Below are 20,176 nucleotides of genomic sequence, written 5' to 3'. Positions count from 1 at the left end.
TCAGGCCTCCTCGCGGGCGGGCAGCGCTGCTTGCGCTTTTTTGGTCAGACTGGCGCGCACAATGTCGTAGGATGTGCAGAGCCTATGGCGCAATTCGCCATCTTCTGTTTTTTCCGGCAGGTTGATCCAGCTGCGGTGGAAATAGGGCGCCTTGTTGCCCACACCGGCCTCGATCAGCATTGTTGCGGTTTCGATGTCCGGGGTTTTCACGGAAATCCCCGGTGCCGATGATCCGATACAGGCGAACATCTTGCCGCCCACTTTCCAGGCGTCGTGGCCGCCGCCCCAGGGGTCGGATTTCTCCGCCCCGGGCAGGTCGCCGCAGATCATGTCAACACGTCTGCGAAAGCTCATCGGCCTTTCTCCTCGCGCCACATGGACCACAGGAAGTAGGCGATGAAGATCAGCATGATCAGGAAGAGGATCACGGCGATGGCCGCGCCATACCCCATGCGGAAGCCGTATTCGCTGAGCGCCTTTTCGAACATGTAGAAGCTCAGCACGCGGGTCTGCCCGAAGGGGCCGCCATTGGTCATGATCGAGATCAGGTCAAAGCTCCGCAGGGCGCCAATGATCGTCACCACGAAGGCGATGAAGGTCGCAGGTTTCAGCTGTGGGATGATGATGAACCAGAGCATCCGCCAGCCCTTGGCCCCATCAAGGCGGCCCGCTTCGATCTGCTCGGGGTCAACGGCGTTGAGGCCGGTGAGATAGAGGATCATGCAATAAGCCGTTTGCGGCCAGAGGCCAGCCGCGATGATGCCGTAGGTCGCCAGAGTCGGATCGCCCAGCACGTTGACCGGCCCCAGCCCCACCAGCCCCAGGACCCCGTTCAGCAGCCCCTCGTTGGGCAGGTAGAACCAGGAGAACACCAGGCCCACAACCACCTGGCTGAGCACGAAGGGGAAGAAGAAGAGGGATTTGTAGATGCGGATGCCCGTCACCGTCTGGTTCAGGAACAGCGCGATGAAAAGTCCGCCGGGAATGGCCAGCAGGTAGAGCAGCAGCCATTTGAGGTTGTTCCAGAGCGACACTTCGAAGGCGCTGTCCTCCATCAGTTCGGCGTAGTTTGCCATGCCGACAAATGTTGCGTCGCCCAAGCCGTCCCAGTCGTAAAAGGAAATCGCGATCGACTGGTAGATCGGCCAGATCACATAAAAGGCAAAGAACAGGATCGCGGGCGCGAGAAACAGCCAGGGGGTGACGGCAATCTCGTTGCGTTTGTACCAACTCCGCTGCGATGGCGCGGGCGTGTTTGTGGGGTCCAGTGCTGTCATCGACGGGTCTCCTCAGTCAGGCAGGGCATGCGGCCATGATCGTACAGGGCATGCGGTCGGTGTCGCGGCGCATTCGGCAATAGGGCGCGGGCCATACTCTCGAATGGGTCGGAAACTGGCCGGGCGTTTGGGAGCCGCCCGGCCAGTTGGTCGTTACTTGTAGACGCGCTCCTGAACCTTATCCAGACGGTTTAGGATGTCGTCGAGGTTGTCGGGGAAGACCATGAATTCCTGCAGGCCCTGCATGGCTTCGTTGGCCATTTCCGCCGGGAAATCGCGGTCAAAGAACTGCGCCACGCCCCCCGGAGAGTTTTCCGACAACATGGCAAAGCCCTCGTTGAGGAACTTGTCGTCATCCACTGCGGATTGCGCATTCACCGGCAGCTGTCCGAGGTTCGAGCCGTTGTTGATCTCGGTCTGGACATTGGCCGAAACTACGTAGCGCAGGAACTCGCGGGCCGCTTCCTTGTTGGATGCGTTGGCCGGGATGTGGAAGGTATCCGTCGGCGCGTCTTCTGCCAGAGCGATCCCGGGTGTGATTTCAGGGAACTGGTAAAAGTCCAGCTTGCTGTCATCCAGACCGGCTTCGCGCAGCGGGGCTACGGCGAAGTTGCCCTTCAGGATGGCCGCAGCCTCACCATTCACGATGAAGGGCAGCGATTCCTGCCAGCTGTAGTTCTGGTGGTTGTCGATGAAGGCGCCCATGTCTATCAGCTCGCGCCAGTTGGCGAAGGTCTGCTTGACGCGATCATCGGTCCATTTGACCTTGCCTTGCGCCAATTCCATATGGAAATCAAAGCCATGCGTCCGCATGTTGAGGTAGTCAAACCAGCCGCCTGCGGTCCAGAGGAACTTGGTGCCGATCGTGTAGCACTTGCGACCTGAATCAAGGACCGCCTGACAGTTGGACTTCATCTCGCCGAAGTTCGCAGGTTCGTTCAGACCCAGCTCTTCATAGATGTCTTTGCGGTAGTAAACACCCCATTGGTAGTAGGTGTAAGCCACACCCCACTGCTTGCCGTCGATGGTCATCGCGCCCTTGGTGGAGGCGAGGGCCTCAGCGATCTCGGGCTCCTCCCAGAGGTCCGAGACGTCTTCGAACAACCCGGCGTTCACAAAAGGCGTCATCCGGTTGGCCGCGTACCATGTCGCAACATCGGGCGAATCCGCCGTCAGGAAGTTGCGGATCTGCGTCTTATACGCGTCCCGGTCGATGATGGTGGTTTCGATGCTCAGGTCGGGGTGCAGCTCCTGGAAGTCTGCGATCATCGCTTCCATGGTCGCCCGGGGGGCAGGGTTCGAGGTGTCGAGGAAAATCTTCAGATCGCCCGTCAGCTCGGCGTGAGCCGCGCCTGCAAGCATGGTCGATCCCGCCAATGCCATGAGCATTGATTTGGTGGTGAAACGCATGGTGTCCTCCCTAAGATGCGTGTTCAGATATGAAAACTGTTTTGAGGTTCCATTATTTGAAACCTAGTTTTATATATTGAAAACTACACTGCAATCTGCATAGACTGTCAACAGTGTTCTTTGGGAAACTGCAGAGCACGCACAGCGCTCCGGGAGGCGGTTTTGAGCTTAAGCATCTGATGCTTAAGAGTATTTCCGAAAAGCGAGGCTGTGATTGAGTTGGGAGGATACCGGTTATGTCCGGCGACGGAACCGTTGGCAAAGCTTTGGATGTGCTGGATCAGGTGGCAGCCTACGGGCGGCCTGTGCGCTTTGCGACCTTGCTCGAAGCCAGCGATTTTCCCAAGGCCACGCTCTATCGGTTCCTGCAGACCCTCACCAGCCAGGGCATGCTGGCATATGATCCGGATCGTCAGACCTATAGTCTTGGGGTGCGGCTGGTGCGTCTGGCCCATGCCGCCTGGACACAAAGCTCGCTGGCCCCCATTGCGCGCCCGCATCTGGACCGTCTGAGCGCCGAGACAGGGCACACTGTGCATCTGGCGCAGCTCGACAATGCGCAGGTGCTCTATGTCGATAAGCGAAATGCTGCCCAGCCCATCGAGATGTACAGCGATGCCGGCAAAGTCGGCCCCGCCTATTGCACCGGCGTGGGCAAGGCCATGCTCGCCTTCATGCCACAAAGCGATTTGCAGCGGGTGATCAAACAGCAGTCTTTTCACCGGTTCACCGACCACACCTATACCACGCCAGAGGCGCTCTGCGCAGAGCTTGAAGCCATCAAAGACCGCGGATACGCCTTTGACCGTGAAGAACATGAGCCAGGCATCATCTGCATCGCGCATCCGATCCTGACCGACCGCGGTCGTGTTTTGGGCGCGATGTCCATCACCGGCTCACTTGAAACCACCAACCTAACGCAACTCGAAACCTGGGCACCGCGTCTTGCGCGGACAGCTGAGGCCATTGCCTATGAGGCACAGGCCTGGCGCTTCCCGGATTCCCACCTTCAACACACAGGGACATAAACCAATGACAGGTGTAACGCTGAACAACGCGATCAAACGCTATGGCGACGTGCAAGTGATCCATGGGGTCGATCTTCAGGTCGAGGACGGGGAGTTTTGCGTGTTCGTGGGGCCATCCGGGTGCGGGAAATCCACGCTCTTGCGGATGATCGCGGGGCTGGAGGAAACCAGCGACGGCCAGATCCACATCGGCCCGCGCGACGTCACCAAGATGGATCCGTCCGAGCGGGGCGTGGCCATGGTGTTCCAGACCTACGCTTTGTACCCGCATATGACGGTCGAGGAAAACATGGGCTTCGGTCTGCGGATGAACGGGGTGCCCAAGGCCGAGATTCAGCAGAAGGTGAAGGGCGCCTCCGATATTCTGAAGCTCGACGAGTATCTCGCCCGCAAGCCCAAGGCGCTCTCCGGCGGGCAGCGGCAGCGGGTGGCCATTGGCCGCGCCATTGTGCGCGGGCCGGAGGTGTTTCTCTTCGATGAGCCGCTCTCCAACCTCGACGCGGAACTGCGGGTCGAGATGCGGGTGGAGATCGCCCGTCTGCATAAGGACATCGGCGCGACCATGATCTACGTGACCCACGATCAGGTCGAGGCGATGACGCTCGCGGACAAGATCGTGGTGCTGCGTGCGGGCCGGATTGAGCAGGTGGGCGCACCGCTTGAGCTCTACCGCAATCCCGATAACAAATTCGTTGCCGGGTTCATCGGATCCCCGGCGATGAATTTCCTGGATGGCGTGGTGGCGGAAGGGGGCGTCGATGTCCCCGCGCTGGGCCGCACGGTGGCGGTCACGGCGAATTTGCCCGCTGCCGGGACCGAGGTGACCCTGGGAATTCGCCCCGAGCACATCGAGGTGGATATGACCAAAGGCGATTTGAATGCGGAGCTCTCCGAAGCGCTGGGCGGGGTTTCCTACCTGCACCTCGTGGCCAGCACCGGCGAGCGCATCATCGCGGAGGAACGGGGCGATGATCGGGCTTCTGCAGGCGATACCGTCGACATTGGATTTGAGCCGAGACGGGCGATGGTCTTCGCGCGCGACAGCGGATTGCGCATCCGTTAGGCGGAAGATCCACCAGAACGTCCCACTGAGAAATATATTTTAGGCATAAAATATTTTTCCTTGAAGCAAATTGCGACTCGCCCTAACCTTTCAGGCAGGGCGGCGTCGATCTGCGCCGGAGATATGGTAGGGGCAACCTTCGTGGCGCAACGGATATTTCGGGTTTTCGAACGTGCAGTCCCAGGCCGGGGCCGCTCGTCGTTCCGATGGATGGGCACCTCCGGTATCTGTTCGGTTTGCGACAGAATGGAACGGCGCGCAGCCCGCGTTTCATTAAATCCCGCAGGGGCTTTGCTGGCGCTGTCCCCGATCAGAGCCTTGATGTTGCCACCAGACCTAAGCAACCCGCTGGTGGCGGAGGTGGGGTCCTGATGCTGAGGCCTTCCGCCCATAGCGACACATTCGCCCGTGATAATCTCCCACCTGAGAACACCTGGCCTGATCTCTTGTTGGACGGATTCGACTATCCCGACCAGCTCAACGCCGCCGTTGAGCTCACCGATGCGATGGTTGAGCGCGGATTTGGTGACAACACCGCGCTGATCGGAAACGGGCGCAGGCGGACCTATAAGGAATTGAGCGATTGGACCAATCGGCTGGCCCATGCGCTGGTCGATAATCTCGGGTTGAAGCCCGGCAACCGCGTCCTCATCCGCTCCGCCAATAACCCGGCCATGGTGGCCTGTTGGCTGGCGGCTACCAAAGCGGGCGCGGTTGTGGTGAACACGATGCCGATGCTGCGCGCGGGTGAGCTTTCGGCCATTGTTGACAAGGCCGAGATCAGCCATGCGCTGTGCGACACCCGTCTGATGGATGAAATGACCGCCTGCGCCAAGGCGAGCGGGTTTCTGAAATCGGTGGTGGGGTTTGACGGGACCTCCAACCATGATGCGGAGCTTGACCGGCTCGCGTTGGAGAAGCCCGTGCAGTTCGAGGCCGTTCCCACCGCGCAGGATGACGTGGCCTTGCTGGGGTTTACCTCAGGGACGACTGGTGATCCCAAGGCCACCATGCATTTTCACCGGGATCTGCTGATCATCGCCGATGGTTACGCGCGCGAGGTGCTGGGAGTGGTGCCTGAAGATGTCTTTGTCGGCTCGCCGCCGCTGGCCTTTACCTTCGGGCTGGGCGGTTTGGCGATATTCCCGCTGCGCTTTGGTGCGGCAGCGACACTTCTGGAGACCGCATCGCCTCCGAATATGATTGAAATCATTGAAAAATATCGCGCAACGGTCTGTTTCACGGCCCCCACCGCTTACCGCGCCATGCTCGCGGCGATGGCGGAGGGCGCTGATCTCAGCAGTTTGCGCGCGGCAGTCTCAGCGGGTGAAACCCTGCCTGCGCCGGTCTATCATGACTGGCAGGAAAAGACGGGCAAGCCGATGCTGGATGGGATTGGTGCCACCGAGTTGCTGCATATCTTCATTTCCAATCGTTTCGATGATCACAAGGCCGCCTGTACCGGCAAGCCCGTGCGCGGATATGAGGCTAAAATCATCGACATGGAGGGCAGGGAGGTTCCCCGCGGCACGGTTGGTCGGCTGGCGGTGCGCGGTCCCACCGGGTGTCGGTATCTCGCCGATGACCGGCAGGCGGCCTATGTCAAAGATGGCTGGAACATCACCGGTGACAGCTTTGCGATGGACGAGGATGGCTATCTGCATTTTGCAGCGCGCAACGACGATATGATCATATCGTCAGGCTATAATATTGCCGGTCCGGAGGTTGAGGCCGCACTGCTGTCGCATCCTGCCGTGGCCGAATGCGCCGTCGTCGGCCTGCCGGACGACACGCGGGGCCATATCGTCCAGGCGTATGTGGTTTTGAACATGGAAAAAACTGAGAGTGACAACCTTATCAGTGAATTGCAGGATCACGTGAAAGCAAAAATTGCGCCCTATAAATACCCGCGTGACATTCAGTTTATCGATGCGCTGCCCAAAACCGCGACTGGGAAAATCCAGCGTTTTGCCCTGAGAGGTCCGCAATGACCGACAACCCATCCGACGGGGCAAAGATGGATTTCGCCAGCGACATGTCCTATGGCGACTACCTGCGCCTCGATCCGATTTTGGATGCGCAGCACCCGCTGTCCGAGGCGCATGATGAGATGTTGTTTATTGTGCAGCACCAGACGTCTGAGCTCTGGATGCGGCTGGCAATTCACGAATTGAACGCGGCGCGGGTCTCCATCCGGTCCGGCAATCTGCGACCGGCGTTCAAGATGTTGTCGCGGGTGGCGCGGATTTTTGAACAGCTCAACGGGGCCTGGGATGTTTTGCGCACGATGACGCCAAGCGAGTACACCGCGTTTCGGCCCAGCCTGGGCAATTCCTCCGGGTTTCAGTCGCATCAATACCGGCTGATCGAATTTATCCTCGGCAATCGCAATGCGAAACTGATGCAGCTTCACGCCCATAAGCCGGCAGCCACGGCGGCGTTGGAGGCGGAACTGGCGCAGCCCTCGCTCTATCAGGTGGCGCTTGATCTACTGGGCCATCGCATGCAGGTGCCGGATCTGGCAGGCCCGGTCGGGCAGACCGCATGGCAGCCGCAGGACCGCATCCAAAACCTGTGGCAACAGGTGTATGAGCACCCCGAGACGCATTGGGAGATTTACGAGTTGGCCGAAAAGATGGTCGATCTGGAAGACTACTTCCGGCGCTGGCGTTTCAATCATGTCACCACGGTGGAGCGGATCATTGGCTTCAAACGCGGCACGGGCGGCACGTCAGGTGTTGGCTATCTGCGCAAAATGCTGGAAGTTGAACTGTTTCCGGAGCTTTGGCACGTGAGAGGGGCCCTGTAGGTGGCAAATATACTGCGAAAAGAGGCCTTTGCCCTGCCGGAGGGCATGATCTATCTGGATGGCAATTCGCTGGGTCCGATGCCGAAAATGATGCCGGATCATCTCTCGCAGATGCTGGAAACGGAATGGGGTCACTTGCTGATCAAGGGGTGGAATGCGGCGGGCTGGATGGAACAGCCCTCGCGCGTTGGCGACATGGTGGGCCGTTTGATCGGTGCGCCACCACAGTCCGTGGTGATGGGCGATACCCTGTCGATCAAGGTCTATCAGGCGGTGGCCGCAGGCCTGAAACTGAACCCGGGGCGCAAGGTGATCCTGTCGGATACCGGCAACTTTCCCACCGACCTATATATGGTCGAAGGGCTGATCAATACGCTGGGTCAGGGCTATGTGCTGCGGACGGTTGCGCCGGAGGAGGTCGCGGGCGCGATCACCGATGAGGTGGCGGTGGTGATGCTGACACAGGTCGATTACCGGACCGGACGTATGCACGATATGAACGCCATCACACAATCCGCCCATGACAAGGGCGCGGTGATGCTGTGGGATCTGGCACACTCGGCGGGGGCGATTCCGGTCGATCTGGCCGCTTCGCAGGCGGAGATGGCCGTGGGATGCACCTACAAATACCTCAACGGCGGGCCGGGTGCGCCGGCCTTCATCTACGTGCGGCCGGATTTGGCGGATCGGATTGAGCCTGCGCTGAGTGGCTGGCTGGGTCATCAGGCCCCCTTTGACTTTGTCTTGAACTACAAGCCCGGGGCAGGGATCGAGCGAATGCGCGTTGGCACCCCGCCGGTGATGCAGATGACGGCGCTGGAGGCCGCGATGCGCCTCTGGGAAGACGTCGACATGCACGATCTGCGCGCCGCCTCGATTGCCTTGCAGGAACAGTTCATCGCAGAGGTCGAGGCGCGAGCGCCTGCGCTCACGCTGGCCAGTCCACGCGATCCAGAGGCGCGCGGCAGTCAGGTGTCGTTCCGTTTCGCGCAGGGCTATGCCGCGATGCAGGCGTTGATCCACTTGGACGTCATCGGAGATTTCCGGGCCCCCGATATCATGCGCTTTGGCTTTACACCGCTCTATCTGGATGCGGCAGACGTCAGCACCGCCGTTGATCGGATTGCCAAAGTGATGGACGAAAAGCTTTGGGATGATCCAAAGTACAAGACACGCAACAAGGTAACTTGATGACACACCTTCCGGGCGTCATGCCCGGCAAAAACCAAAAGGCCAAAAGCGCCTTTATCAACATGGGAGATATGAGATGAAATTACGATCATTGGTTCTGGCCGCCGGGCTTGCCGCCTTGGCAAGCACCGGGCTGGCAGATGGACACGGCGGCAAGGTCAAGGTCGGCATGATCACCACCCTATCGGGCGGCGGCGCGGGCCTTGGCATCGATGTGCGGGACGGCTTCATGCTGGCAGCCAAGATGGCCGGAAATGACAATCTTGAGGTCGTGATCGAGGATGATCAGCGCAAGCCGGAGATTGCGGTGCAACTGGCGGACAAGATGATCCAATCCGAAAAGGTCGATGTGATGACCGGCATCATCTGGTCCAACCTGGCCATGGCGGTGGTTCCGGCAGCGACGGCGCAGGGTAAATTCTACCTGTCCCCAAATGCGGGCCCATCGGCCTTGGCCGGGAAGGGCTGTCATCCGCTATACTTCAACGTCGCCTGGCAGAACGACAATCTGCACGAGGCTGCGGGTGCCTATGCCAAGGAAGCGGGATATCAGAATTCCTTTATCCTTGCGCCGAATTATCCGGCGGGACAGGACGCGCTGACCGGCTACAAACGCATGTACGATGGCGCGCTTGCAGGTGAGATTTACACCAAGCTGGGCCAGACCGATTATGCTGCCGAGATTGCGCAAATCCGCGCGTCAGGTGCCGATAGTGTCTTTTTCTTCCTGCCCGGCGGGATGGGGATTTCCTTTTTGAAACAATACGCTGGATCGGGTGTCGACCTGCCGGTCGTGGGCCCCGCCTTCAGCTTTGATCAGGGGATCTTGCAGGCCGTGGGCGACGCGGCACTGGGGGTGAAGAACACCAGCCAGTGGAACAAGGACCTGGATAACGCGGCAAACAAGGCCTTTGTCGAAGCGTTCCAGGCGGAATACGGGCGCCTGCCGTCGCTCTATGCCAGCCAGGGGTTCGATACCGCCAATCTGCTTTTGAGCGCGATGGCCAAGGCCGATGTCTCCGACACGGATGCTTTCCGCGCAGCACTTGCCGAGGCTGAATTCGATTCCGTGCGCGGGGATTTCAAATTTGGCTCCAACCAGCACCCGGTGCAGAACTTCTATGTGCGTGAAGTGATCAAGGAAGGGGACGTCTTCACCAACAAGATCATATCAGCCAGCCTGACCGATCACGCAGATGCCTACGCATCCGAGTGCACATACTGATCTGACCGCTGCTCCGGAAAGGCTTTCGGGGCAGCATCCTTCCCGCAACACCCCCCTGATGCGCAGCCCAGTCGCCGCGCCGCCGGAGCCTTTGTCCCATGTCCACGATTCTGCTCATTGAACAGGTCCTGAACGGTCTGCAATTTGGCGTGATGCTGTTCTTGATGGCGGCGGGTCTCACGCTGATCTTCGGGGTGATGGGGCTGATCAATCTGGCGCATGGATCGCTCTACATGATAGGGGCCTTTGCGGCAGCAGCAGTTGCGGGGGCGACCGGATCGTTTTTGCTGGCCATCATCGCCAGTCTGGCCGCGGCCGCCGCTGCCGGCGCGCTGGTTGAGTTGGTGGTGATCCGGCGTCTTTACGACCGCGATCACCTCGATCAGGTGCTGGCCACCTTTGCGCTTATTCTGATCTTTTCCGAAGGCACACGCTGGGTTTTCGGCTCCTTCCCGCTGTTTCTGGACATTCCGGCGGCCTTGTCCGGTCCGGTCATGCTGCCCGGTGGCATCCAGTATCCCGCCTACCGGTTACTGATCATCGCCATCGGGCTGCTGATCGCCTTTGGTCTCTTTCAGCTCATCGCCAAAACCCGCATTGGCATCCAGATCAGAGCGGGGGAGAGTGACCGCGAGATGATTGCGGCCCTTGGGGTCGATATCTCCAAACTCTACACCATTGTCTTTGCGCTGGGGGCCGGGCTGGCCGGGCTCGCGGGGGCCCTGGTTGGTGCCATCCAGTCGGTGCAGGTGGGCATGGGGGAGCCAGTGCTGATCCTCGCCTTTGTGGTGATTGTCATCGGTGGGATCGGGTCGATCAAGGGCGCGCTGGTCGGTGCCCTTCTCGTGGGTCTGACGGATACCTTGGGGGGCGTGCTGCTGCCCGGCTTTTTCGCCACTTTCATGGAGCCCTCTGCGGCCACCGCCGTGGGGTCGTCGCTGGCGTCGATGTCAATCTACATTCTGATGGCGGGTGTGCTGCTGTTCCGCCCCACCGGCCTCTATGGAACCGCCTGATATGACCCGCGAGAGCCTGATCAACACCGCCCTTTTCCTGATGCTGCCGCTAACCGCTGGCGCGGCCTGGATGCTGGATGAACCCTTCATCATCACGCTCGCGACCAAAGTGGCCATACTGGCGCTGGCGGGTGTCGGTCTCAATATTGCGCTGGGGCTGGGCGGTCTTGTCAGCCTCGGCCACGCCGCATTTTTCGGCATCGGCGGTTACGCCATGGGCATTCTCGCGCATCACGCACAGAACTACACGCCGCTGATGGAGGCGCCGTTCCTCATTGAGGGCACCAACGCCATGCCAATAATCTGGCTGGTGGCGGTGATCGCGGGCGCGCTTGCGGCGCTGGCCATCGGGGCGCTCTCCCTACGCACCTCTGGGGTCTACTTCATCATGATCACCCTCGCTTTTGGGCAGATGCTCTATTACTTCGCGATCAGCTGGCCAGCTTATGGGGGGGAGGACGGGCTGTCCATCTATGTGCGCAACGGGTTTCCGGGGCTCAATACGCTGGATCCCGTCCAGTTCTTTGCCATTGCCTTTGTGATCCTCGCCGTAACGCTCTTTGCCGCCGGGCGTCTGGCGGCCTCCGCGTTCGGTCTTGCCCTGTCGGCAGCGCGCCAAAACGCGGTGCGTGTCGAAACCGTTGGTCTGTCGCCTTACCGGCTGCGCCTGCTGGCCTTTGTCATCTCGGGCGCAATCACGGCGCTGGCGGGCGCGCTCTTTGCCGATCTCAACCGGTTTGTCAGCCCCACAATGTTCAGCTGGCAGATGTCCGGTGAGATCATGATTTTCGTCATCCTCGGCGGCGTCGGGCGGCTTTATGGCCCGGTGGCGGGGGCCGCGCTCTTTATCCTGCTCGAACACGTGCTGGGCGGGCTGTCGGATTTCTGGCACGTCTATCTGGGCATCTTGTTGCTGTTGGTGGTGCTTTTCGCGCGCGGCGGCATGATCGGGTCGCTGGCAGGCCGCGAGGTTGCCCATGACTGAGCCGCTGCTGGACATCAGAGGGTTGACCAAATCCTTCGGCGCGCTGGTGGCCACCGATGACGTGTCCCTGACGTTGCGCCCGGGTGAAATCCACGCGCTGATTGGGCCCAATGGTGCCGGGAAATCGACCCTGATCAAGCAGATCGCGGGCGGTCTGCCCTCTGACGCGGGGGAGGTCTGGTTTGCTGGGCAAAACGTGACAAAGCTCACGACCGTTGCGCGCTCGCGCGCCGGGCTGGGGCGAACGTTTCAGATATCCTCACTCGCCATGGAATTCACGGTTCTGCAAAATGCGGTGCTGGGCGCGCTGGGGCAGCGTGGCACCATCTGGCGGTTCTTCTCCCCCGTGATGAAAAACCCTGAATTGCGCGCAGCGGCGATGGCGGCGCTGGAACGGGTTGGGCTGGCGGATCATGCGGGCACGCGCACGGCAGAGCTCAGCCATGGTCAACGCCGGTTGCTCGAGGTGGCGGTAGCGCTGACGCTGAAACCACGGGTGTTTTTGATGGATGAGCCGATGGCCGGTCTTGGCGCTGAAGGGTCCAAGGGGCTCACCACGTTTCTCGACGATTTGCGCCGCGAAGCGCCGATCCTGCTGGTGGAGCATGACATGGACGCGGTTTTTGCCCTGGCGGACCGCATTTCCGTGCTGGTCTATGGCAAGGTCATCGCAACGGGAACCGCAGAGCAGATCAAATCCAACCGGGATGTGCGCGAGGCCTATCTGGGCGAGGAGGAGGCGTTATGAGCTTTCTCACGCTGGACAATATCGCGGCATTTTACGGCCCCAGTCAGGCGCTTTTTGGCGTCAGTCTGACATTGGAGGAAGGGGAGGTTTGCGCGCTCATGGGGCGCAATGGCATGGGTAAATCCTCCACCATCAAGGTAATTTGTCGCCTGCTGAAACATTCCGGTGGGCGCGTTGCGTTTGACGGCCAGGACATCGCCGACCTACCGCCCCATAAAGCGGCGCGCGCAGGGCTTGGGCTGGTGCCCGAAGGGCGGCGCTGTTTCCCCAACCTGACGGTGCATGAAAACCTGATTGCCGCAGCACGTCCCGGCCATTGGGATTTTGCCGTCGTTGCGCGCCTTTTTCCGCGCCTGCAGGAACGCAAGGATCAGTCGGCGGCCTCGCTTTCGGGCGGTGAACAGCAGATGCTGGCCATCGGTCGCGCCCTGATGACCAACCCGCGCCTGCTGTTGCTGGACGAGGCGACCGAAGGCCTGGCGCCGGTGGTCCGGCAGGAGATCTGGGCGGCGGTGCATCGGCTGAAATCGGAAACCGGCATGGCCATCCTGGTCGTGGATAAATCACTCGCGGACCTGCGCCGGGTCGCTGACAAGGCGGTCATTCTGGAACGGGGCACCAACGTCTGGTCGGGCGCAATGTCAGAGATCACCGCAGCGGTTGCGGATCAGTATCTCGGCGTTTGATCCGGGGCAATTTGGGAGAGGAAAGCACATGTCTCATCAGATCATTCATCCGCAGGGCTGGAAGCCCGCAAAGGGCTATGCCAATGGCGTTCTGACACGCGGTGGGACGCTCTATGTCGGCGGGCAGATCGGCTGGACAGCGGATCAGGTTTTTGAGGCGCATGACTTCATCGGTCAGATGCGGCAGGCTTTGCAGAACATCCGTGCGGTTGTTGAAGCGGCGGGTGGGACGCCAGCGGATATCACCCGGCTGACGTGGTATGTGACCGACAAGAAAGAATATCTGGCGCATCAGGCGGAGGTGGGTACCGCCTACCGTGATGTATTGGGCCGGCATTTCCCGGCCATGACGATGGTTGTGGTCTCAGAACTGGTGGAAGATGCCGCACGGGTTGAAATCGAGGCCACTGCCGAAATTACGCAACAGGCCTAGCTCTGCAATATTCATTCTGCCGGATAAAAATTAAATATAACCAAGATTTTGCACGGTATTTCTCACGTGGATCGCGATTTTCAACGAATTACCTGACAGATTGAAGCATAGAAAAAGGCCCCGCGGGGGGATGCGGGGCCTGATGGTTTTAAAATAGCTTTAACAATAGCTTAGATGGCGATTTTGCCGCCACCTTGTTTGGTGACCACCACAACCGACGGCCGGGGTGGCATCGCTGGATCAAAGTCCGGCCAGCGTGTTGCCGGGTCTTCAAAAGTTGAGTTGCGTTCGAACCCGGCGAAGTCCTTGGTCCCATCGGTGCCGGGGTGCTGAACCGCGAGGAACAGCGTCTCGCCACTGTCGTGGAAGTACGGACCGCAGAGCTCACCACCGACCGGGCAGCGGAAGAAGAGCTTGGAGTGCCCGCGCAGGTCGCCCTCGGTTTCCAGCGCATAGAGCCCATCCGATTTGCCGGTTTTGCCCCAGCTGGAGCCCTGATCGGTCGAAATCCACAACCGACCGTCCGCGTCGATGGCGCAGTTATCTGGCGAACCGAACCAGCCGTTCTCGGAGGTTTCCGGGTTCCATTGCGCGCCGACCTCTTCGATGGTCGGATCACCGCATTTCACCAGGATCGACCAGGTGCCGCTGGTGGCCGCGTGGTCGCCGCCATCTTCCTTGATCTCGATGATGTGACCAAAGGACGATTCAGGCCGCGGGTTGGCGGCGTTGACCTGATCGGGCTGACGCTTGGTGTTGTTGGTCAGCATGATGTAGGCGGTGCCGTTCGGGCCTGGGTTGGCATCCTCGGGGCGGTCCATCGGGGTGGCGCCCAGCAGATCGGCGGCGATGCGGGTGTCGATCATCACGTCGGCCTGACTGTTGAAGCCATTCTCCGCCGTAAGCGGTCCTTCACCGTGCACCAGCGGCAACCATGCCACCGTGCCATCCTCGTCAAAGCGCGCTACGTAAAGTATACCATCGGACATAAGTGGGCTGCCAAAGACGCTGTTCTCATCCGTGACCGTGCCACCAGAGACATATTTGTACTGGTAGTCAAAGCGGTTGTCGTCGCCCGAGTAGATCACCAATTTGCCGCTGGAGGAGATGGTGGTTTCCGCCCCTTCGTGGCGGAAGCGACCCAGTGCCGTGTGCTTGATCGGCGCAGCCAACGGGTCGCGCGGGTCGACCTCGACAATCCAGCCCCAGCGGTTGGGCTCATTTGGTTCCTTGTCGATGTTCCAGCGATCGTGGAATTTGCCCCAGGCGTACCAGCCACCGGGCACGCCGTAGCGCTTCATACTGGTGGCTTCGGCCTGGCCGGAAACGTCGGGCTTGCCTTCAGCATCGACCACATCGGTCCAGAAGTAGCCGTGAAAGTTTTCCTCCGCCATCAGGTAGGTGCCCCAGGGCGTCATGCCGCCCGCACAGTTGTTCACGGTGCCGATCACAGTCATGCCGTCGGGGTCGGCGTTGGTCTTCATCCGGTCATGCCCGGCGGCGGGGCCGTCGATGGTCATCTCGGTGTTCAGGGGCGTGATCCGGCGGTTGTACTGGCTGTCGCGCACCAGCGCCCATTTGCCATCGTCTCCTTGGGCGATTTCCACCACGGTGCCACCATGGGCGGCCATCTCGATGTCCACCAACTCCTTGGTCATGCCGGTGAACCCGTCACGGTCCTGACGGCCAAGGCCGGGGAACATGACTTCTTCGTTGGTGTACTCGTGGTTCACGCACAAGAGGCCGCGGGTGCCTTCGTCGTTCAGTGCGGTGAAGCCCACGTAGTCGTTGTTGTAGCCGAACTGTTTCAACTGCGCGTCCACGGTCTGGTTCATCACGTCGAATTCCGGCGCGTCAGCCGTGATCGGGTCGCCCCAGCGCAGCAGGATGTCGGCGTTATAGCCTTCGGCGATGTGGTGCTTTTCGTCGTTGCCCCAGGTCAGTTCATCAAAATTATACCGGCCTTTTGCATGTCCGCCTGCCACTGCCTGTTTTGGCGCGATCATGGCGGAGGTCCCGAAGAGCGCGGTCGTCGCTGTCACACCCAGCATGCCCTTGAGCATGTCGCGGCGTCCGTAGCGGCTGTTGATCACGTCACCAATGGTGCGGCTCAGATTCGGGTTTGTGGGGATATCGTCAAAAGCCTCATAGGCTTCTGCTTTGTTTCCGATGCTTGGGTTATTGATGATATCTTTACGGTTCATGTGCTTCCTCTGTCGGTGGCGTTGTAAATGGCGCGGTCGCTTAATTGCGCCACGCCTCATAAATCTGATGTGCCCGACGCATGTAACGCCGATATGACTAATCAGACTGGTTTTATTGGGATCTCCCGACACCAGTGTAGCTGCAACTCACGCGAGAAATCAAATCAACTGGCTGATCAGGTCGGGGATATGCTTCTTGAAAGGGAAAAAACCCTTTGTTGCCAAGGGCCAGGCGGCTTCATCATAGGCGCGCCGCAAGGGGATAAGCGGCGGCGCGTCGGGGTGTTCCTGCAGTTGCTGCAGCGTCTCGGCAACCGGCCCGACGGGCGCATAGGCGGTGACAATTTGGCGCAGGTTTTGCCGCTGTGCCCAGGCCAGAATATCGGCGACCGATCTGACCGTTTCGGCGGGGCTGCCCAACCTGCCGGACCACCGCGCGCAGGCATCCTCGGCCGCGGCATCGCGGAAGGCCGCCACATGCGGTGCGGGCAGCAGCGGGCTGATCCCATTGGGGAGCGACAGGGTGGCAGTGCAGCTGGGGGTGATCTGATCAAGGAGAAACCCCGGGCTCAGATCGTCATCCTGCAGCAGCAGCCCCGTTTTAAGTTTTGGGTCCGGTGACTGCACTGCGGGCAGGGCGCGTATGGGGAGCAGCGGGGGTGGCGACATCGCGTCGGCGGCATCTGCCAAGCCCTGCGGCCGGAACCGTCCTTCGGTGTATTTTTCGATGTTGCTGGCGCGGGCCAGATAGGTTTTGCCGAGGGTCTGTTGGCCCGTCACCCAGCGCCAGCTGAGCGTGTTGGACGCGGGATCGCCATCCAACAGATGCCGCAAAAAGAAATCCGCGCCCAGCGTCCAGGGCAATTGCAGCGTGAACACCCAGATCGAGGCAAACCACATGCGGGCGTGGTTGTGCAGATACCCCGTTTGCGCCAGTTCCTGCGCCCAATGGTCGAAACAATCGATCCCGGTTTTGCCCGTGCAGGCGGCTTCCCAACGGTCTCGCAACCCGGCCTGCGTTTGCAGGTCGTCGATATCCCGGTGTAACGCCTGCTGATACTGCTGCCAGACCCCCGGCCTGAGCTCCAGCCAACCCTTCCAATAGGTGCGCCAAAAGACTTCCTGCACGAATTTTTCGGCAGCGGTCAGGGAATGGCGCGCCAGAACAGCCTCCAACACCTCTGCTTCAGTGATCAGCCGGCACCGCAGATAGGGCGACAGGGTGGAGACACCAGCGTGTGCCCCCGGACCCAGGTCATAGTTGCGCCGCGCGGCATAGTTGCGGCCCGCATCCGGCAGAAACCGTGCAAGCCGTTCCCGCGCCGCCGTGCGGGTTGGTACAAAGATCTCAAGCGCATTCATATCGGGGGCATCTAACGCGGCAGGCAGCCACTTCAACATGAATGTCTAAGATTGAAACGGCCCCCCTTGCAGCCCCCGATTGCCGATACTAAGCTTTGCGTAACGGTTCGCGGAGTATGGTCTGCGCGAACACCAATGAACAGGCATCCCACATGAACGATCCCATCGATACCTATATGAATACCCTTGTCCCAATGGTTGTTGAGCAGACCAGCCGGGGCGAACGCGCCTATGATATTTTTTCGCGTCTGTTGAAGGAGCGGATCATCTTCCTCTCTGGTCCGGTGCACGATGGGATGTCGTCGCTGATCGTGGCGCAGCTGTTGCATCTGGAGGCGGAGAATCCGAGCAAGGAAATCTCCATGTACATCAACAGCCCGGGTGGTGTCGTGACCTCCGGTCTGTCGATCTACGACACGATGCAATACATCAAGCCGAAGGTCTCCACGCTGGTCATCGGGCAGGCCGCGTCCATGGGATCGCTGCTTTTGACAGCAGGTGAGGCCGGTATGCGATTTTCTCTGCCGAACAGCCGCGTGATGGTGCACCAGCCCTCTGGCGGCTATCAGGGGCAGGCAACCGACATCATGATCCACGCGCAGGAGACGCAGAAGCTGAAGACGCGCCTCAATGAGATTTACGTGAAGCACACCGGTCAAACCCTTAAAAAGGTTGAAGAAGCGTTGGAGCGTGACAACTTCATGTCGCCGGATGAGGCCAAGAAGTGGGGCCTGATCGACGAGATCGTCGAGAGCCGTGGCAAAGGGGACGAAGACAGCTAAAGCTCGCGCAGGACGCACAGTCAGTTTACCAATTAGCGATTGTGGACCTGTCAGCGCTGGCTTAAGCTGGCAAAAGAGTATCGAAACGCTCCTGCCGAGGGGTGTATTAGTTGATTAGCAAGACCTGAAAGGGTTGACATGGCGACGAATTCGACAGGCGACAGCAAGAACACCCTGTATTGCAGCTTTTGTGGCAAGAGCCAGCACGAGGTACGAAAGCTGATCGCCGGACCGACAGTTTTCATTTGCGATGAATGTGTTGAGCTCTGCATGGACATTATCCGTGAGGAGACCAAGGCCTCTGGGCTCAAGGCAACCGATGGGGTGCCGACGCCCAAGGACATCTGCGACGTGCTGGACGATTATGTGATTGGTCAGGCCATGGCGAAACGGGTGCTGTCTGTCGCGGTTCACAACCATTACAAGCGCCTCAATCACGCCCAGAAGGGTGGCGACATTGAACTGGCCAAATCCAACATCCTGCTGATCGGGCCGACCGGTTGTGGCAAGACGCTGCTGGCGCAGACGCTGGCGCGGATTCTGGATGTGCCCTTCACCATGGCAGATGCCACCACGTTGACCGAAGCGGGCTATGTGGGGGAGGACGTGGAGAACATCATCCTCAAGCTCCTGCAATCCTCTGAATACAACGTCGAACGCGCGCAGCGTGGCATCGTCTATATCGATGAGGTCGACAAGATCACGCGCAAATCGGAAAATCCGTCCATCACACGTGACGTGTCAGGCGAAGGCGTGCAACAGGCGCTGCTGAAACTGATGGAGGGCACCGTGGCAAGCGTGCCGCCGCAAGGGGGGCGCAAGCATCCGCAGCAGGAATTCTTGCAGGTGGACACGACGAACATCCTCTTCATCTGTGGCGGTGCCTTTGCTGGCCTCGACAAGATCATCGCTTCACGTGGCAAAGGGTCGGCCATGGGCTTCGGCGCGGATGTGCGCGACAATGACGAACGCGGTGTGGGTGAGATTTTCACTGATCTGGAGCCGGAAGACCTGCTCAAGTTTGGCCTTATCCCTGAATTTGTGGGTCGTTTGCCGGTTCTGGCGACGCTGGAGGATCTCGACGAGGATGCGCTGGTGACCATACTGACGCAGCCAAAGAACGCATTGGTCAAGCAGTACCAGCGTCTGTTTGAGCTTGAAGACACGCAATTAACCTTCACCGATGACGCGCTGTCGGCGATTGCCAAACGTGCGATTGAACGGAAGACCGGGGCCCGCGGGCTGCGCTCCATTCTGGAGGACATCCTGCTCGATACGATGTTCGATCTGCCGGGTCTGGAAAGCGTGACCGAGGTTGTCGTGAACGAAGAAGCGGTTGTCTCCGAAGCCTCTCCTTTGATGATCCACGCGGATACGGAAAAAGAGCCTGCAAGCGCCGGGTAGCGCAAAACGCATCGAAAATCATCTAGGCAGGTCTTTGGGCCTGCCTTTTTGATTGAGGGCGGGCTTTGAGCATAAGACCCCGCACCGTAAGGGCGGTGCGCATAAGCCGCTCCGCGTCGGCCGCCCCAATAGTGAAACAGAAACTCAAAGGAGTTGTCATGGCGATAAAACGCATTTCTTCCGGCGGAGAGTTCGAACCAAAACTTGGCTATTGCCGGGCCGTTGTCGCGGGTGGATGGGTGCATGTTGCGGGCACGGTCGGCCACGGCACCACCGCGGTCGAGCAATGCCGCTCTGCGCTCGAAATTATCGGCAAGGCGCTGGCCGAGGCGGGCACTGATTTTGCCCATGTCGCGCGGGTGACCTATATGCTGCCCGACCGTGCCGAATTTCCCGCGTGTTGGCCGATGCTGCGCGAGGCGTTTGGAGAGAACCCGCCTGTGGCGACAATGATCGAATGCGGGTTGATTACGCCCGAGGACCGCATCGAAATCGAAGTCACCGCTTTGCTGCCGGAATAACGGGGCGAAAACCGCCATATGCCGCGCATCCA

Annotated in this window: 19 protein-coding genes; 14 read left to right on the top strand and 5 right to left on the bottom strand. The window is 59.9% G+C overall.

The features are described from left to right. The 3 genes from Q1A63_RS09765 to Q1A63_RS09755 form a co-directional block, all read right to left on the bottom strand. Entirely contained in the window at positions 1-354 is a 354-nt protein-coding gene (locus Q1A63_RS09765; RefSeq protein WP_299405346.1) for an MmcQ/YjbR family DNA-binding protein, read from the bottom strand. Continuing rightward, complete coding sequence (locus Q1A63_RS09760; protein ID WP_298970885.1) at positions 351-1,277, bottom strand: sugar ABC transporter permease; 927 nt, start codon at positions 1,275-1,277, stop codon at positions 351-353. The genes Q1A63_RS09765 and Q1A63_RS09760 overlap by 4 nt, the downstream gene beginning before the upstream one ends. 153 nt (positions 1,278-1,430) lie before the next feature. After that, positions 1,431-2,687: an ABC transporter substrate-binding protein gene (locus Q1A63_RS09755; RefSeq protein WP_299631370.1), complete on the bottom strand. Its 1,257-nt coding sequence runs from the start codon at positions 2,685-2,687 to the stop codon at positions 1,431-1,433. Between the two features lie 236 nt (positions 2,688-2,923). On the opposite strand from Q1A63_RS09755, the gene Q1A63_RS09750 reads away from it, so the two are divergent. From Q1A63_RS09750 to Q1A63_RS09700, 11 genes are all read left to right on the top strand, one after another. Then, complete coding sequence (locus Q1A63_RS09750; protein ID WP_298970887.1) at positions 2,924-3,715, top strand: IclR family transcriptional regulator; 792 nt, start codon at positions 2,924-2,926, stop codon at positions 3,713-3,715. 4 nt (positions 3,716-3,719) lie between these two features. Then, complete coding sequence (gene ugpC, locus Q1A63_RS09745; RefSeq protein ID WP_298970888.1) at positions 3,720-4,778, top strand: sn-glycerol-3-phosphate ABC transporter ATP-binding protein UgpC; 1,059 nt, start codon at positions 3,720-3,722, stop codon at positions 4,776-4,778. Positions 4,779-5,149: 371 nt separating this feature from the next. After that, positions 5,150-6,769 carry an AMP-binding protein gene (locus Q1A63_RS09740; protein WP_298970889.1) on the top strand — a complete coding sequence of 540 codons (1,620 nt, stop codon included), beginning with the start codon at positions 5,150-5,152 and terminating at the stop codon, positions 6,767-6,769. Then, entirely contained in the window at positions 6,766-7,587 is an 822-nt protein-coding gene (locus Q1A63_RS09735) for a tryptophan 2,3-dioxygenase family protein (RefSeq protein WP_298970890.1), read from the top strand. The genes Q1A63_RS09740 and Q1A63_RS09735 overlap by 4 nt, the downstream gene beginning before the upstream one ends. Further along, the gene (kynU, locus tag Q1A63_RS09730; RefSeq protein WP_298970892.1) at positions 7,588-8,778 is read left to right on the top strand and encodes a kynureninase; all 1,191 of its coding nucleotides are present in this window, start codon (positions 7,588-7,590) and stop codon (positions 8,776-8,778) included. It abuts the gene before it with no gap. Between the two features lie 76 nt (positions 8,779-8,854). Continuing rightward, positions 8,855-10,003, top strand: coding sequence for an ABC transporter substrate-binding protein (locus Q1A63_RS09725; RefSeq protein ID WP_299405329.1), 1,149 nt, complete (start codon positions 8,855-8,857; stop codon positions 10,001-10,003). Between the two features lie 98 nt (positions 10,004-10,101). Continuing rightward, positions 10,102-11,019 carry a branched-chain amino acid ABC transporter permease gene (locus tag Q1A63_RS09720; RefSeq protein ID WP_298970898.1) on the top strand — a complete coding sequence of 306 codons (918 nt, stop codon included), beginning with the start codon at positions 10,102-10,104 and terminating at the stop codon, positions 11,017-11,019. Position 11,020: 1 nt separating this feature from the next. Further along, entirely contained in the window at positions 11,021-12,004 is a 984-nt protein-coding gene (locus tag Q1A63_RS09715; protein WP_298971590.1) for a branched-chain amino acid ABC transporter permease, read from the top strand. Further along, positions 11,997-12,752 (top strand): ABC transporter ATP-binding protein, encoded by a 756-nt coding sequence (locus tag Q1A63_RS09710; protein ID WP_298970900.1) that lies wholly within the window; start codon positions 11,997-11,999, stop codon positions 12,750-12,752. Before Q1A63_RS09715 ends, Q1A63_RS09710 begins: the two co-directional genes overlap by 8 nt. Further along, complete coding sequence (locus Q1A63_RS09705) at positions 12,749-13,438, top strand: ABC transporter ATP-binding protein (protein ID WP_298970902.1); 690 nt, start codon at positions 12,749-12,751, stop codon at positions 13,436-13,438. Before Q1A63_RS09710 ends, Q1A63_RS09705 begins: the two co-directional genes overlap by 4 nt. 28 nt (positions 13,439-13,466) lie before the next feature. After that, positions 13,467-13,871, top strand: coding sequence for a RidA family protein (locus Q1A63_RS09700; protein ID WP_298970905.1), 405 nt, complete (start codon positions 13,467-13,469; stop codon positions 13,869-13,871). A 170-nt stretch (positions 13,872-14,041) separates the two neighbouring features. Here Q1A63_RS09700 and Q1A63_RS09695 read toward each other — a convergent pair whose 3' ends face one another. Both Q1A63_RS09695 and Q1A63_RS09690 read right to left on the bottom strand, forming a co-directional pair. Continuing rightward, positions 14,042-16,075: a PhoX family phosphatase gene (locus tag Q1A63_RS09695; protein ID WP_298970909.1), complete on the bottom strand. Its 2,034-nt coding sequence runs from the start codon at positions 16,073-16,075 to the stop codon at positions 14,042-14,044. Between the two features lie 159 nt (positions 16,076-16,234). Then, positions 16,235-17,476, bottom strand: a complete 1,242-nt coding sequence (locus Q1A63_RS09690) for an FAD-binding domain-containing protein (RefSeq protein ID WP_298970912.1) — start codon at positions 17,474-17,476, stop codon at positions 16,235-16,237. A gap of 113 nt (positions 17,477-17,589) precedes the next feature. On the opposite strand from Q1A63_RS09690, the gene Q1A63_RS09685 reads away from it, so the two are divergent. The 3 genes from Q1A63_RS09685 (at position 17,590) to Q1A63_RS09675 (ending at position 20,144) form a co-directional block, all read left to right on the top strand. Continuing rightward, complete coding sequence (locus tag Q1A63_RS09685; RefSeq protein ID WP_298970916.1) at positions 17,590-18,219, top strand: ATP-dependent Clp protease proteolytic subunit; 630 nt, start codon at positions 17,590-17,592, stop codon at positions 18,217-18,219. Positions 18,220-18,357: 138 nt separating this feature from the next. After that, the gene (gene clpX / locus Q1A63_RS09680; RefSeq protein WP_298970919.1) at positions 18,358-19,623 is read left to right on the top strand and encodes an ATP-dependent Clp protease ATP-binding subunit ClpX; all 1,266 of its coding nucleotides are present in this window, start codon (positions 18,358-18,360) and stop codon (positions 19,621-19,623) included. Between the two features lie 158 nt (positions 19,624-19,781). Then, positions 19,782-20,144 (top strand): RidA family protein, encoded by a 363-nt coding sequence (locus Q1A63_RS09675; RefSeq protein ID WP_298970922.1) that lies wholly within the window; start codon positions 19,782-19,784, stop codon positions 20,142-20,144. The last annotated feature ends 32 nt before the right edge of the window (positions 20,145-20,176 follow it).

This window comes from uncultured Roseobacter sp., from assembly GCF_947499265.1.
Classification (GTDB): Bacteria; Pseudomonadota; Alphaproteobacteria; order Rhodobacterales; family Rhodobacteraceae; genus Roseobacter.
The sequence above is the reverse complement of the archived record's forward strand: the minus strand, read 5'-3'. Positions and strand labels throughout refer to the sequence as shown.